At 65.7% G+C, this 12717-nt stretch carries 13 protein-coding genes; 11 read left to right on the plus strand and 2 right to left on the minus strand.

The features are described 5' to 3' along the window. Positions 1-96 precede the first annotated feature (96 nt). From tkt to AC3WT6_RS04220, 6 genes are all read left to right on the plus strand, one after another. Positions 97-2082, plus strand: coding sequence for a transketolase (gene tkt, locus AC3WT6_RS04195; RefSeq protein ID WP_492652308.1), 1986 nt, complete (start codon positions 97-99; stop codon positions 2080-2082). A gap of 148 nt (positions 2083-2230) precedes the next feature. After that, complete coding sequence (locus tag AC3WT6_RS04200) at positions 2231-2920, plus strand: MotA/TolQ/ExbB proton channel family protein (RefSeq protein WP_492652309.1); 690 nt, start codon at positions 2231-2233, stop codon at positions 2918-2920. A 44-nt stretch (positions 2921-2964) separates the two neighbouring features. Further along, positions 2965-3420, plus strand: a complete 456-nt coding sequence (locus tag AC3WT6_RS04205; protein ID WP_492652310.1) for an ExbD/TolR family protein — start codon at positions 2965-2967, stop codon at positions 3418-3420. 25 nt (positions 3421-3445) lie between these two features. Continuing rightward, the gene (locus AC3WT6_RS04210; RefSeq protein WP_492652311.1) at positions 3446-4144 is read left to right on the plus strand and encodes a TonB family protein; all 699 of its coding nucleotides are present in this window, start codon (positions 3446-3448) and stop codon (positions 4142-4144) included. Positions 4145-4285: 141 nt separating this feature from the next. Next, positions 4286-5290: a type I glyceraldehyde-3-phosphate dehydrogenase gene (gap, locus tag AC3WT6_RS04215; RefSeq protein ID WP_492652312.1), complete on the plus strand. Its 1005-nt coding sequence runs from the start codon at positions 4286-4288 to the stop codon at positions 5288-5290. A gap of 107 nt (positions 5291-5397) precedes the next feature. Further along, a complete protein-coding gene (locus tag AC3WT6_RS04220) occupies positions 5398-6576 on the plus strand; it encodes a phosphoglycerate kinase (RefSeq protein ID WP_492652313.1) in 1179 nt (392 codons plus the stop codon). Positions 6577-6639: 63 nt separating this feature from the next. On the opposite strand, the gene AC3WT6_RS04225 is transcribed toward AC3WT6_RS04220, so the two are convergent. Beyond that, positions 6640-7005 (minus strand): hypothetical protein, encoded by a 366-nt coding sequence (locus tag AC3WT6_RS04225; protein ID WP_492652314.1) that lies wholly within the window; start codon positions 7003-7005, stop codon positions 6640-6642. 160 nt (positions 7006-7165) lie between these two features. Here AC3WT6_RS04225 and AC3WT6_RS04230 point away from each other — a divergent pair, with 160 nt between their 5' ends. Then, positions 7166-7963 (plus strand): AAA family ATPase, encoded by a 798-nt coding sequence (locus AC3WT6_RS04230; protein WP_492652843.1) that lies wholly within the window; start codon positions 7166-7168, stop codon positions 7961-7963. Between the two features lie 157 nt (positions 7964-8120). On the opposite strand, the gene AC3WT6_RS04235 is transcribed toward AC3WT6_RS04230, so the two are convergent. Then, on the minus strand, positions 8121-8777 hold the full coding sequence (locus AC3WT6_RS04235; protein ID WP_492652315.1) for a DNA-3-methyladenine glycosylase family protein: 657 nt from the start codon (positions 8775-8777) through the stop codon (positions 8121-8123). Between the two features lie 29 nt (positions 8778-8806). Here AC3WT6_RS04235 and AC3WT6_RS04240 point away from each other — a divergent pair, with 29 nt between their 5' ends. The 4 genes from AC3WT6_RS04240 to pmbA all read left to right on the plus strand — a co-directional run bounded on the left by AC3WT6_RS04240 (position 8807) and on the right by pmbA (position 12714). Further along, positions 8807-9988, plus strand: a complete 1182-nt coding sequence (locus AC3WT6_RS04240; RefSeq protein ID WP_492652316.1) for a vWA domain-containing protein — start codon at positions 8807-8809, stop codon at positions 9986-9988. A 34-nt stretch (positions 9989-10022) separates the two neighbouring features. After that, entirely contained in the window at positions 10023-10427 is a 405-nt protein-coding gene (locus tag AC3WT6_RS04245; protein WP_492652317.1) for an MAPEG family protein, read from the plus strand. 23 nt (positions 10428-10450) lie between these two features. Next, entirely contained in the window at positions 10451-11131 is a 681-nt protein-coding gene (locus AC3WT6_RS04250) for a SanA/YdcF family protein (RefSeq protein ID WP_492652318.1), read from the plus strand. A gap of 248 nt (positions 11132-11379) precedes the next feature. Next, positions 11380-12714, plus strand: a complete 1335-nt coding sequence (pmbA, locus tag AC3WT6_RS04255; RefSeq protein WP_492652319.1) for a metalloprotease PmbA — start codon at positions 11380-11382, stop codon at positions 12712-12714. Positions 12715-12717: the final 3 nt, after the last annotated feature.

The raw sequence follows: 12717 nt of genomic DNA on the forward strand, positions 1-12717 counted from the left end.
CGACGGCTAATTGTAGTGCGCGCCTTGCCACCATCGTCCGCCTCTGGGGACAATAGCGAAGAAAGTGGTATTCCCCGCCGTCCGCCGAGCCCGCGCATGACCTCCCGTTTCGAACTTGCCAACGCCATCCGCGCGCTGGCCATGGATGCTGTCCAGAAGGCCAATTCCGGCCACCCCGGAATGCCGATGGGCATGGCGGACATCGCCGAGGTGCTGTGGAACGACGTCCTGAACCACAACCCGGCCGATCCGCACTGGTTCAACCGTGACCGCTTCGTGGTCAGCAATGGCCATGGTTCGATGCTGCTGTACGCGCTGCTGCACCTGTCCGGCTACGACCTGCCGCTGGCCGAGCTGCAAAACTTCCGGCAGCTGCATTCCAAGACCCCGGGCCACCCGGAATACGGCATGACTCCGGGGGTCGAGACCACCACCGGCCCGCTCGGCCAGGGCATTGCCATGGCGGTGGGCATGGCCATCGCCGAGGCCAATCTGGCGGCGCAGTACAACCGTGACGGCCTGACCTTGGTTGATCACCACACCTATGTGTTCGCCGGCGACGGCTGCATGATGGAAGGGGTGAGTCACGAAGCCTGCTCGCTGGCCGGGGCCCTGGGGCTGGGCAAGCTGGTGGTGTTCTACGACGACAACAGCATCTCCATCGATGGCGAGGTGCATGGCTGGTTCCGCGACGACACTCCGGCCCGCTTCGAGGCCTACGGCTGGCAGGTGGTGCGCAACGTCAACGGCCACGATGCCCACGAGATCAAGCTGGCGCTGGAGACCGCGCGCAAGTCCGCGGGCCGGCCGACCCTGATCTGCTGCAAGACCATCATCGGCTTCGGCTCGCCCGCCAAGCAGGGCAAGGAATCCAGCCACGGCGCGCCGCTGGGCGCGGAAGAAATCACCAAGACCCGCGAGCAGCTGGGCTGGAAGCACGGCCCGTTCGAGATTCCGGCCGAGGTTTATGCCGCCTACGACGCCCGTGCCAAGGGTGCTGCCAAGCAGCAGGCCTGGAACGGCGTGTTCGACGCCTATGCCAAGAAATTCCCCAGCGAAGCCGCGGAGTTCCAGCGTCGTATCCAGGGCGCGCTGCCGGCCGACTGGCGCGGGTTCGCCGAAGCCCTGATTGCCGAACAGGCCAAGGCCGACAAGCCCAACGCCACCCGCAAGTCCAGCAAGGCGGTGATCGAGGCCCTCGCCGCCAAGCTGCCGGAGCTGTTCGGCGGCTCCGCCGACCTGTCGGAATCCAACGGCACCGACTTCAAGGGCCATGTCTCGCTGCGTCAGGGCAAGCTGGGCGGCAACTACGTCAATTACGGCGTGCGCGAATTCGCCATGTCGGCGGCGATGAACGGCCAGTACCTGCATGGCGGCCTGCGCCCCTTCGGTGGCACCTTCCTGGTGTTCTCCGACTACGCACGCAATGCGCTGCGGCTGTCGGCGCTGATGAAGCTGGGCGTGATCTACGTCTACACCCACGACTCGGTCGCGCTCGGGGAAGACGGCCCCACCCACCAGCCGGTGGAGCATCTGGCGACGCTGCGGCTGATCCCCAATGTCCAGCTCTGGCGCCCGGCTGACGCTTTCGAGACGGCGGTGGCCTGGACCTCCGCCCTGGAGCACAAGACCGGCCCCTCGCTCTTGATCCTGACCCGCCAGAACCTGCCGCCGCAGGCGCACGCCGCCGATCACGCAGCCATGGCAGCGCGCGGCGGCTATGTGTTGTGGGAGCCGTCCGAGGCGCCACAGGCGGTGATCCTGGCAACTGGTTCGGAAGTGGCGCTGGCGGTCGATGCCGCCAAGGCCCTGGCGGCCAAGGGCAAGCCGGTGCGAGTGGTGTCGCTGCCCTGCGTCGAGCGCTTCCTGGCCCAGGATGCCGCCTACCAGCAGACGGTGCTGCCGGTCGGCCTCAAGCGGCTGGCGGTGGAAGCCGGGGTCAGCCATTACTGGCGCGGCCTCGCCGACGCGGTGCTGGGCATCGACAGTTTTGGCGAATCGGCACCGATGGCGGCGGTGCTCAAGCACTTCGGATTTACCGTGGAGAATGTCGAGGCGCGTGTCCTCTCGTTACTGGCATAGGCGTTGCTTGTAGGGCTGGACCCGGCGCCCGTCGGTTGCTGCCTGCTCGCGAAGCCCATACCATCGCGGCCTACGCACCAATTTGGCGCATCGCGCCCACGCGCCTTTTCGGCGCTTTCTTGAAACCTCTTTATCGGGAGTGTCTCTCGTGGATCCGACCACCGCTGCTGCTGCTGTTACCAATATGTCCTTCACCCACCTGTTCATGCAGTCGACGCCGCTGGTCAAGGGCGTGATGCTGCTGCTGGTGGTGTTCTCGGTCTGGAGTTGGGCCGTGGCCTTCATCAAGTGGTTCGACTTCAAGAAGTCGAAGGCCGCCCTGGATCGGCTGGAGACCACGCTGGAGGACAACAACCTCGACAGCATGATCAACTACAGCGACGCCAAGGATCACCCGATCGCCGACGTCTTCAAGGCCGGCGTTGCCGAGTGGAAGGACGGTTCCGGCGAGCACGAGCACGAAGGTCTGCACGAAGTGCGCGACCGCATCGCCACCGCCATGCGTCAGGAAGCCAGCAATGAAGCCCGGCGCATGCAGTTCATGCTGCCGTTCCTGGCCTCGGTGGGTTCGTCCTCGCCCTTCATCGGTCTGTTCGGCACCGTCTGGGGCATCATGAACACCTTCACCCAGATCGGCGCGATGAAGGACACCTCGCTGTCCACCGTCGCCCCCGGTATCGCTGAAGCCTTGTTCGCCACCGGCATCGGTCTGGCTGCCGCCATTCCGGCCATTCTGGCCTACAACAAGTTCACCACCGACCTCTCCCGCTACAACGGCCGCCTCGCCACCGCCATCGGCGTGTTCTCGGGCAAGCTGTCCAAGCGCAAGCCGGCCTGAAGCGGCGTCAAGCCGCTTCCCTTTGAGTTTCCGGGAGACCCGTCATGGGCATGAACGTCAAATCCTCCGAGGATGATGACGACGGCAGCGTGATGTCCGAAATCAACGTAACGCCCCTCGTGGACGTCATGTTGGTACTGCTGATCATCTTCATCGTCACCGCGCCGCTGGCGCTGTCCACCGTTCCGGTCAAGCTGCCCAAGGCTGACCTGGACGAAATGGGCAAGCCAGTGGACCCCTTGGTCCTGTCGCTGGATCTGCAGGGCCAGTATTACTTCGAAGAAAACCACCACACCTCCACCTTCACCGAGGCCGAGTTGCCAGCCCGGCTGCAGGACGTGTTCTCGCGCTACAAGCACTTTTCCGGCAAGGACCGCTTCCCCGTGGTCTACGTCCGGGCCGACAACGCGGCGGAATACGGCAAGGTCTACTCGATCATCAAAAAGCTCGCCGAGACCGGGTTCTATCGGGTGTCGCTGATGTCGGAGGCGCCGCAGTAATGCGCCTGCCGAAATCGGAGAAACCATGAGCAGAAAACGTCCCTTATTGAGCAAGCAGGCGCTGAGCTTCGGCATCGGCGCTACGGTGGTGATCCACATCCTGATTGCCGTGATCCTGATCAAGGGCATGGTGAGTCAGGGCGTGTTCGAGGACAAAAAGCCGCGCAAGATTCCGGTCGCCATCCAGCTGCCGCCTCCGCCGCCGCCACCCCCTCCGCCGCCGCCACCGCCGAAGCCGCCACCGCCGCCGCCGCCGAAGGAGCCGCCGCCGCCGATGCCGAACACGCCGCCACCGCCCGCGCCTGATATCGCGGTCGAGGCGCCGGTGACGCCCAGCGAGCCGACGGTGTCCGCCACGCCGGCACCGCCGGCCCCGCCCGCGCCGCCGGCACCGGAGGCGCCGCGCGTTGCGACCTCGGTCAGTGCTGACTATTACGCCAAGATCGGTGCTCTGCTTGGCAAGAATGTTCAGTATCCGCCGAAGGCGGCACAGGACGGTACGGAGGGTGAATGCCAAGTGCAGATCACCTTCGATCGTTCTGGTGAGATCAGCAACTCGGTGTTGGTGCGGAAGACAGGGGCGGCCATTCTTGACCGCGCTTGCTTGGACGCAGTCACGCGGACACGTCGGTTCCCGCCCGTTTCCGCGACTGAAGCGCCTGGCACCCAGTATTTCTCGGTGGTACTGCCGGTCAGCTTCAAGCTCGACGACGAGGGCTGGTAGTAGCCCGCCGTGCTGCAGGTGTTGCAGAAAGGGCCCTTAGCAGGGCCCTTTTTGTTGGGCGTGCGCCAGCCCCTGTCGGGGGCTAAAATATTGGGCTACCGGCGCACGTCGCGCCTGTTTTCACGCACCAGGGAAGCTTCCATGACCGTCAAAGTAGGTATCAATGGCTTCGGCCGTATCGGCCGTAACGTGCTGCGCGCTGCCGTGCAGAACTTCGGTGGCGACATCGAAATCGTTGCGATCAATGACCTGCTGGACCCGGACTACCTGGCCTACATGCTGCAGTACGACTCGGTGCACGGACACTTCAAGGGCGAGGTCGCCGTTGACGGCGGCGCGCTGCTGGTCAACGGCAAGAAGATCCGCCTGACCCAGGAACGCGACCCGGCCAACCTGAAGTGGAGCGAAGTCGGCGCCAATGTCGTCATCGAGTCCACTGGCCTGTTCCTCGACAAGGTGACCGCGCAGAAGCATCTCGACGCCGGTGCCAAGAAGGTGATCCTGTCGGCGCCGTCGAAGGACGACACCCCGATGTTCGTCTATGGCGTCAACCACAAGACCTACGCCGGTCAAGCGATCATCTCCAACGCCTCCTGCACCACCAACTGCCTGGCGCCGCTGGCCAAGGTGCTGCACGACAAGTGGGGCATCAAGCGCGGCCTGATGACCACGGTGCATGCCACCACCGCCACCCAGAAGACTGTGGATGGTCCCAGCCACAAGGACTGGCGCGGCGGCCGCGGCATCCTGGAAAACATCATTCCGTCGTCAACCGGCGCGGCCAAGGCGGTCGGCGTGGTGATTCCGGAGTTGAACAAGAAGCTGACCGGCATGTCCTTCCGCGTGCCGACCTCCGACGTGTCGGTGGTGGATCTCACCGCCGAGCTGGAGAAGGAAGCCACCTACGAAGAGATCAAGGCCGAGATGAAGGCCCAGAGCCAGGGCGCGCTGAAGGGCATCCTCGGCTACACCGAGGACAAGGTGGTTGCCACCGATTTCCGTGGCGACGCCCGTACCTCGATCTTCGACGCCGATGCCGGCATCGCGCTCGACAAGACCTTCGTCAAGCTGGTGAGCTGGTACGACAACGAGTGGGGCTACTCCAACAAGTGCCTGGAGATGGTCCGCGTCGTCGCCGCGCGCTAAGCGCGCATGAGGTGGAAGGCGGGAGGCGTGAGGCGAAACAGCCCTCAAGCCCCCGCCTTCTGCTTTTGCGCCTCCCCCCTCCCTCCTCCCGCCTCACGAGAAATGCAATGACCGTCCTCCGCATGACCGACCTGGATCTCGCCGGCAAGCGCCTGCTGATTCGCCAGGATCTGAATGTGCCCATCGCCAACGGCAAGATCAGCTCCGACGCCCGCCTGCGCGCCTCGCTGCCCACGCTCAAGCTGGCACTGGAGCGCGGTGCCTCGGTGATCGTGATCAGTCATCTAGGGCGGCCCAAGGCCGGCAAGTTCGATCCGGATAGCTCGCTGACGCCGGTCGCCGGCTGGCTGTCCGAGCATCTCGGCCGCAACGTGCCCATCGTCACCAACTGGATCGACGGCATTGCGCTGGAGCCCGGGCAGATCGTGCTCGGCGAGAACACGCGCTTTCTCAAGGGCGAGAAGGAAGATGACGAGGCCTTGTCGAAGAAGATGGCCGCGCTCTGCGACATCTACGTCATGGATGCCTTCGGTACCGCACATCGCGCCGAGTGCTCGACCCATGGCGTCGGCATGTACGCGCCGGTGGCCTGCGCCGGCCCCTTGCTGGCGGCGGAGCTGGATGCTCTAGGCGCCGCGCTCGCCACGCCCAAGCGCCCGCTGGCGGTGATCGTCGGCGGCAGCAAGGTTTCGACCAAGCTGGATCTGCTTAACAGCCTGGCCGATGTCGCCGACCAGCTGATCGTCGGCGGTGGCATCGCCAATACCTTTCTGGCCGCCATCGGCAAACCGGTGGGCAAGTCGCTGTACGAGAAGGACATGATCGAGATGGCGAAGTCCATCCTCGCCAAGATCCGCGCCCGCGGTGGCGACATTCCGCTGCCGGTCGATGTGGTGACCGCGACGGAATTCTCCGCCGAGGCGCATGCCCACACCCGCCTGGTGGACGAGGTCGAAGCCGACGAGCTGATTCTCGACATCGGGCCCAAGACCGCGGCCATGCTGGCCGAGAAGCTCAAGGCCTGCGGCACTATCGTCTGGAACGGCCCGGTCGGCGTGTTCGAGTTCGATAGCTTCGCTGCCGGCACCCGCACCCTGGCCAAGGCCATCGCCGAGTCCTCGGCATTCTCGCTCGCCGGCGGCGGCGACACGCTGGCGGCCATGGACAAGTTCGGGGTTTACGACCAGCTCAGCTATGTCTCCACCGGTGGCGGCGCCTTCCTGGAGTTCCTGGAAGGCAAGAAGCTGCCGGCGGTGGCGATGCTGGAAGCGCGCGCTAAGGGCTGAAGATCAACCAAGCAAAAGGCCGGTCGGGCAAAACCCGACCGGCCTTTTGTGTGCCGCTACGCTTTACTCGCCGGTTTTTTCGCGCGCCGCGAGGTTGGCATTCAGCTCGGTGACGTAGGCGTTGAATTCGGTCTGCGCCGCTACCGCCGCGTCGGCATGTGCCTTGGCGATCGCGTTGTGCTCGTCCACCACCGCCTTGCGGGCGCCGACATAGGCCTTCACGCAGTCCTGAAAGCTCTTGTTGTCGGCATTGAGCTTCTCGGATTCCTTCTTGCTCATGGCCTTGGTCGGCGGCAGCAGAACCGGTCTAGGGCAGCTCATTGGCGCGATGGTGGCCGGTGCCGGAGCGGTGGCTGCGGCAGGCGCCGGAGCCTGGGCAGAGACCACGGAAGAAGACAGCAGCAGGCCCAGGGCGAACAGCTTTTTCATGAGGGATTCCTTTGGGGATGACCAAGTAACGATACCACCGCCTCCGGGCTCCGGCGATGGCTGCTCCCGGCGCCTGCGCTAGACTGCACGGGCCGCCCTTTACCGAGACTTGCCCGTGCGCTTTACCGGCTCCGAGAACTATGTCGCCACCGCCGATCTGATGCTGGCGGTCAACGCCGCCGTGACCCTGGAGCGGCCGCTGCTGGTCAAGGGCGAACCGGGCACCGGCAAGACCCAGCTGGCGCGCGAGATCGCCAACGCCCTGGGTGCGCCCTTCCTGGAATGGGGCATCAAGTCCACCACCAAGGCCCAGCACGGGCTCTACGAGTACGACGCGGTGGCGCGCCTGCGCGACGCCCAGCTGGGCGAGGCCAAGGCCCAGAGCATTTCCAACTACATCGTCAAGGGCAAGCTCTGGGAGTGCTTCGAGAGCGAGCGGCGGCCAGTGCTGCTGATCGACGAGATCGACAAGGCCGACATCGAGTTCCCCAACGACCTGCTGCGCGAACTCGACCAGATGGAGTTCTACGTCCACGAGACGCGGCAGACCATCAAGGCCGCGCAGCGACCGATCATCCTGATCACTTCCAACAACGAGAAGGAACTGCCGGACGCCTTCCTGCGCCGCTGCTTCTTCCACTACATCCGCTTCCCCGACGCCGAGACCATGGGGAAGATAGTCGATGTGCACTTCCCGAATCTGAAGAAGAACCTGATCAACGACGCGCTGGCGGTGTTCTTCGGCCTGCGCGAGATTCCGGGCCTGAAGAAGAAGCCCTCGACCTCGGAGTTGCTGGACTGGCTGAAGCTCCTGGTTGCGGAGGACATCCCGGCCGATGCGCTGCGCGAGACCGCCAGCAAGAAGACCCTGCCGCCACTCTACGGTGCCTTGCTCAAGAACGAGGCCGACGTGCATCTGTTCGAGCGCGTGGCGTTCATGGCGCGGCGCTCCAACTAGAGCGGTGAGGGCGGCGGCTGTGCCGCCTGTGAGGGCGCGGGGCTCGCGCCCACGCTGTGAGGGAACGGTGCGCGGCCTGCTTCGTCTGATGGTTTTCCCTCACAGGGGCGCGACGCGCCCCGACCTCTCAGCCAGCCCGCGTAGCGGGCGCTGCGCCTCAGGCCCAGGCCTGCACCGTGGCGTCGATCTGCCGCCACAGATACCAGCTGGCCACCGAGCGGTATGGCGCCCAGGGCGCGGTGATCTTCAGCGTCTTCTTGTCGTCGAGCGGCTTGAACTTGCCGTCGCGGCCGCGGCGTGAATACAGCGCGTTGATGCTGTTGCGCAGGCCGACGTCGCCCAGCGAGAACACGTCCAGACGGTCGAAGGCGAAGATCAGCATCATTTCCGCCGTCCAGGGGCCGATGCCGGGCAGGGCGTCCAGTTCCGCTGCCAGCGCGGCATCTTCCAGCCTCGCCAGCGCGCGGGCGTCAAAGCGGCCGTCGCCGGCGCGCGCCGCCAGTTCCAGCAGCCATCTGGCCTTGGCATTGGAGAGCCCGCAGGCCCGCAGCGCTTCCTGCTCGACCCGGCTGAAGTGATGGTGGGCGAAGCCCGAGGCTGGCGCGCCCAAGAGGCTGGCGACCCGGGTCTGGATGGTGTCCGCCGCCTTGGTCGACAGCTGCTGGCTGATGATCGAGGTGCACAGCACATGAAAGGGCTCGCGCCGCTGGCGGCCGAGCGTGCTCGGGCCGTGCTGTTCGATCAGGCGCGCCATCACCGGATCGGCGGCGGCAAGGTGCGCTTCGGCGGCGCGCAGGGTTTTGGCGGCGATCATCGGCGGAGGGCGGGCGTAGAATTCAGCCCATGCTATTCACATTCTTCGCCGCCGTCCGCGCCGCCGGGGTCAAGGCCTCGCTGTCGGAGTTCCTGACCCTGCTGGATGCCATGTCGCGGCATCTGGCGATGTTTTCGCTGGACGAGTTCTACGTGCTGTCGCGTACCACGCTGGTGAAGGACGAGGCGCACTACGACCGTTTCGACCGTGCCTTCTCCGCCTACTTCAAGGGCGTCGAGGCAGTCACCGGCGAGTTGTTCGGCAGCGTGCCCGAGGACTGGCTGAAGAAGCAGTTCGAGCGCAGCTTGAGCGAGGAGGAGCGCGCCGCGATCCAGAAGCTGGGCGGGCTCGACGAGCTGATGAAGACGCTCAAGGATCGTCTGGCCGAGCAGAAGGAAGCCCATCACGGCGGCAGCAAGTGGGTGGGCACCGGCGGCACCTCGCCGTTCGGCAACTCCGGCGTCAATCCGGAAGGCATCCGCATGGGCGGCAAGGGTGGCGGTGGCAGCGCGGTGAAGGTCTGGGAGAAGCGCGAGTTCAAGAATCTCGACGACTCGCTGGAACTGGGCACCCGCAACATCAAGGTGGCGCTGCGTCGGCTGCGCAAGTTCGCCCGCGAGGGCGCGCCCGACATCCTCGACCTCGACGGCACCATCGAGGGCACCGCCAAGAACGCCGGCTGGCTGGAGCTGCACATGCAGCCCGAGCGCCGCAACACCGTGAAGGTGCTGCTGTTCCTCGACATCGGCGGCTCCATGGACCCGCATGTGAAAGTCTGCGAGGAGCTGTTCTCGGCGGCCAAGGGCGAGTTCAAGCACTTCGAACATTTCTACTTCCACAATTTCGTCTACGAGAGCGTGTGGAAGGACAACCTGCGCCGGCACAGCGAGCGCATTCCGCTCTACGACGTGATCCGCAAGCACACGCCGGACACCAAGCTGGTGTTCGTCGGCGACGCCACCATGAGCCCCTACGAGATCGGTCAGTCCGGCGGCAGCGTCGAGCACTGGAACGAGGAATCCGGCGCCACCTGGTTCGAGCGCCTCACCAAGCAGTTCCCGCACACGGTGTGGATCAATCCCACCCCGGCGGAATACTGGGGCCACACCTCCTCGATCAACATGGTCAACCAGCTTTTGGGCGAAAACCGCATGTTCCCGATGACCCTCAAGGGCCTGGAAGCGGCGATGAAGAGGCTATCCAGCAAGTAAACTCGGCGCTCCAAACCTAAGGAGGAGACGCACGATGGCTGCTTATCACGCCCTGTTGGGCTTTACCGGCTGGACCCTGTTGCTGGTGGCGCTGGTGTTTGCCTACCGTGGCTTCCGCCTGCTGACCGGCACGCCGATCAACAGCTGGAGCCGCGGTGCTAAGTCGGTGGAAGATCCGGTGTTCATGAAGCGGGTCGAGGACGCCCACGCCAATGCCCTGGAGAACCTGCCGATCTTCGCCGTGCTGGTGCTGAGCGCGGCGGCCATGGGCAAGCTGGAAGCCATCAACACCCTGGCCCCGTACGTCCTGTACGCCCGCGTTGGTCAGAGCCTGGTGCATCTCTCCGGCACCAACCAGCTGCAGGTTCTGATCCGCGCCAGTTTCTGGTCGGTGCAGCTGGTTCTGTTCTTCCTGATGCTGGTGAAGCTGTTCGCGTGATTTCCCGGCGGTGGCGGCGCGGCTTGCGGGGCCTGTTGCTGGCAATCCAGGCGCTGCTGGTGCTCGCTGCGCTGCTGCTGGTGCTCGGCAATCTCTGGGTGGTCAACAACAGCAAGGCCTATGTGTTCAGCAACTGGGCGGCGCTGCCGGAGAACGAGGTGGGGCTGGTGTTTGGCACCAGCCCCTATACGCGCGAGGGTCGTGGCAACCCGCATTTCAAGGGCCGTATCGCCGCCGCCGCCGAGCTCTACCAGCTGGGCAAGATCAAGCACCTGATCGTTTCCGGCGCCAACCCCGATGCCAGCTACAACGAGCCGCGCAAGATGTGGCAGGCGCTCACCGCGGCTGGTGTGCCGCCCGAGGCCATCACCATGGACTTCGCCGGTTTCCGCACCTTTGATTCGATGGCGCGCGCCCAGCATGTGTTCGGGCTCGACCGGCTCACGCTCATCACGCAGGAGTACCACGCCTATCGCGCAGTCTTCATCGGCAAGAAGCTGAAGATGCACCCAGTGGCCTATGCCGTGCCCGGAGAGGGTTCCGGCCCGGCCTTCCAGCCCTATCTGCGCGAGGTGCTGGCACGCATCCAAGCGATTCTGGATCTGTTCCTGCTCGAAACCCGGCCGAAGTTCCTAGGCGAACCCCAGCCCTTGCCGCTGGCTCCAGCGGCGGAGCCGGAGCCTGTTGTGCAGCAACGGCCTTGAGGTCGTTTATTGCGCATTCTCTGCATCCCAGCCCGCTGATCTTCGACGTATGAAAGGAGTGCGTTTGGCGCGCTTAGGGACGAGGCGAGGCAGGACTAGCCCCGACCAGCTTCGCCCTGCCTCGCCGCCGATGGATGTCAGGCTATCTGCAGTTGAAGTGAGGTGAGCGCGTTAGTTGGGGCCGGCTCTGCCGGCTTTTTTTTGTGGCGGATTGCGGCATGATCGCGGCCTGCCTTTGCGAGACCTCCATGTCGCTACCCGCTGCCACCGAACTTGAAGCCTGGGCCGTCCGCGCCCTGGAAGCCGCCCGCCGGGCCGGCGCCACGCAGGCGGAAGTGAGTGTTTCCACCAGCCGCGCGCTCACCGTCAACGTGCGCATGCGCGAACTGGAGTCGGTGGAGTTCCAGCGCGACCGCGATCTCAACCTGACTGTCTACTTCGGCCATCGCATGGGCGCGGCGAGCACCGCCGATCTTTCCGATGCCGGCCTGCGCGACAGCGTGCAGGCGGCCTGCGACATCGCCCGCGCCGCCGGCGAAGACCCCTGCCTGGGCCTGGCCGACGCCGCGCTGATGGCCGATCCCGCGCAGCTGCCGGAGCTCGATCTCTACCACCCCTGGGCACTGAGCCCGGAGCAGGCCAGCGAGCTGGCGCTGCGCTGCGAGGCTGCGGCCTTCGCCGCCGACCCGCGCGTCAGCCAGAGCGAGGGCGCCGGCGTCGACAGCCGCGAGGGCGTGGGCGTCTACGCCAATACCCACGGCTTCATCGGCCACCGCCGCTCCAGCGATCACTCGGTCTCCTGCGGCGTGATCGCCCGCGCCGGCGAGGACATGCAGACCGGCCACCACTACACCAGCGCTCGCGCGCCCGGCGATCTCTGGAGCCCGGAAGTGGTCGGCGCCGAAGCCGGCCGCCGTGCCGCCGCCCGCCTGGGCGCGCGGCCCCTGTCCACCCGCACCGCGCCGGTGCTGTTCGCGCCGGAGATGGCGCGTGGATTGATCGGCCACGCGCTCAGCGCGATGAGCGGTGGCGCGCTCTACCGCAAGACCAGCTTCCTGCTCGGCAAGCTCGATAGCCCGGTGTTCTCGCCGGCGGTGAGCCTGCTGCAGCGCCCCTTCATCCCGCGCGGCGCCGGCTCGGCGCGCTTCGACGGCGAGGGCGTCGCCGCCCGCGAGCGCAGCCTGGTCGAAGACGGCGTGCTGCGCGGCTGGCTGCTGGGCAGCTATGCCGCCCGCAAGCTTGGCCTCACCAGCACCGGCAACGCCAGCGGCGCCTACAACGTGCTGGTACCGCCCGGCCCGCTGGGCTTCGAGGCGCTGCTCAAGGAGATGGGCACCGGTCTTCTGGTCACCGGCCTGATGGGCCAGGGCGTCAACGCCGTCACCGGCGACTATTCACGCGGCGCCGAGGGCTACTGGGTGGAGGGCGGCGAGATTCTGCATCCGGTCGACGAGGTGACGGTGGCCGGCAATCTGCTGAGCATGTACCGGCAGATCGTGGCGGTGGGCAGCGATGTCGACAGCCGCGGTGGCGTGCGGGTGGGCAGCCTGCTGGTGGACGGGATGACCATCGCCGGCACTTGACCG

The sequence above is a fragment of the Stagnimonas sp. FW305-C-60 genome (assembly GCF_058782965.1).

What these genes read in the sequence shown, in the direction of transcription:
- tkt (WP_492652308.1), top strand. Translation starts at nt 97, where the DNA reads ATGACCTCCCGTTTCGAACTTGCCAACGCCATCCGCGCGCTGGCCATG.
- AC3WT6_RS04205 (WP_492652310.1), top strand. Translation starts at nt 2,965, where the DNA reads ATGGGCATGAACGTCAAATCCTCCGAGGATGATGACGACGGCAGCGTG.
- AC3WT6_RS04210 (WP_492652311.1), top strand. Translation starts at nt 3,446, where the DNA reads ATGAGCAGAAAACGTCCCTTATTGAGCAAGCAGGCGCTGAGCTTCGGC.
- gap (WP_492652312.1), top strand. Translation starts at nt 4,286, where the DNA reads ATGACCGTCAAAGTAGGTATCAATGGCTTCGGCCGTATCGGCCGTAAC.
- AC3WT6_RS04220 (WP_492652313.1), top strand. Translation starts at nt 5,398, where the DNA reads ATGACCGTCCTCCGCATGACCGACCTGGATCTCGCCGGCAAGCGCCTG.
- AC3WT6_RS04225 (WP_492652314.1), bottom strand. Translation starts at nt 7,005, where the DNA reads ATGAAAAAGCTGTTCGCCCTGGGCCTGCTGCTGTCTTCTTCCGTGGTC.
- AC3WT6_RS04230 (WP_492652843.1), top strand. Translation starts at nt 7,166, where the DNA reads ATGCTGGCGGTCAACGCCGCCGTGACCCTGGAGCGGCCGCTGCTGGTC.
- AC3WT6_RS04235 (WP_492652315.1), bottom strand. Translation starts at nt 8,777, where the DNA reads ATGATCGCCGCCAAAACCCTGCGCGCCGCCGAAGCGCACCTTGCCGCC.
- AC3WT6_RS04240 (WP_492652316.1), top strand. Translation starts at nt 8,807, where the DNA reads ATGCTATTCACATTCTTCGCCGCCGTCCGCGCCGCCGGGGTCAAGGCC.
- AC3WT6_RS04245 (WP_492652317.1), top strand. Translation starts at nt 10,023, where the DNA reads ATGGCTGCTTATCACGCCCTGTTGGGCTTTACCGGCTGGACCCTGTTG.
- pmbA (WP_492652319.1), top strand. Translation starts at nt 11,380, where the DNA reads ATGTCGCTACCCGCTGCCACCGAACTTGAAGCCTGGGCCGTCCGCGCC.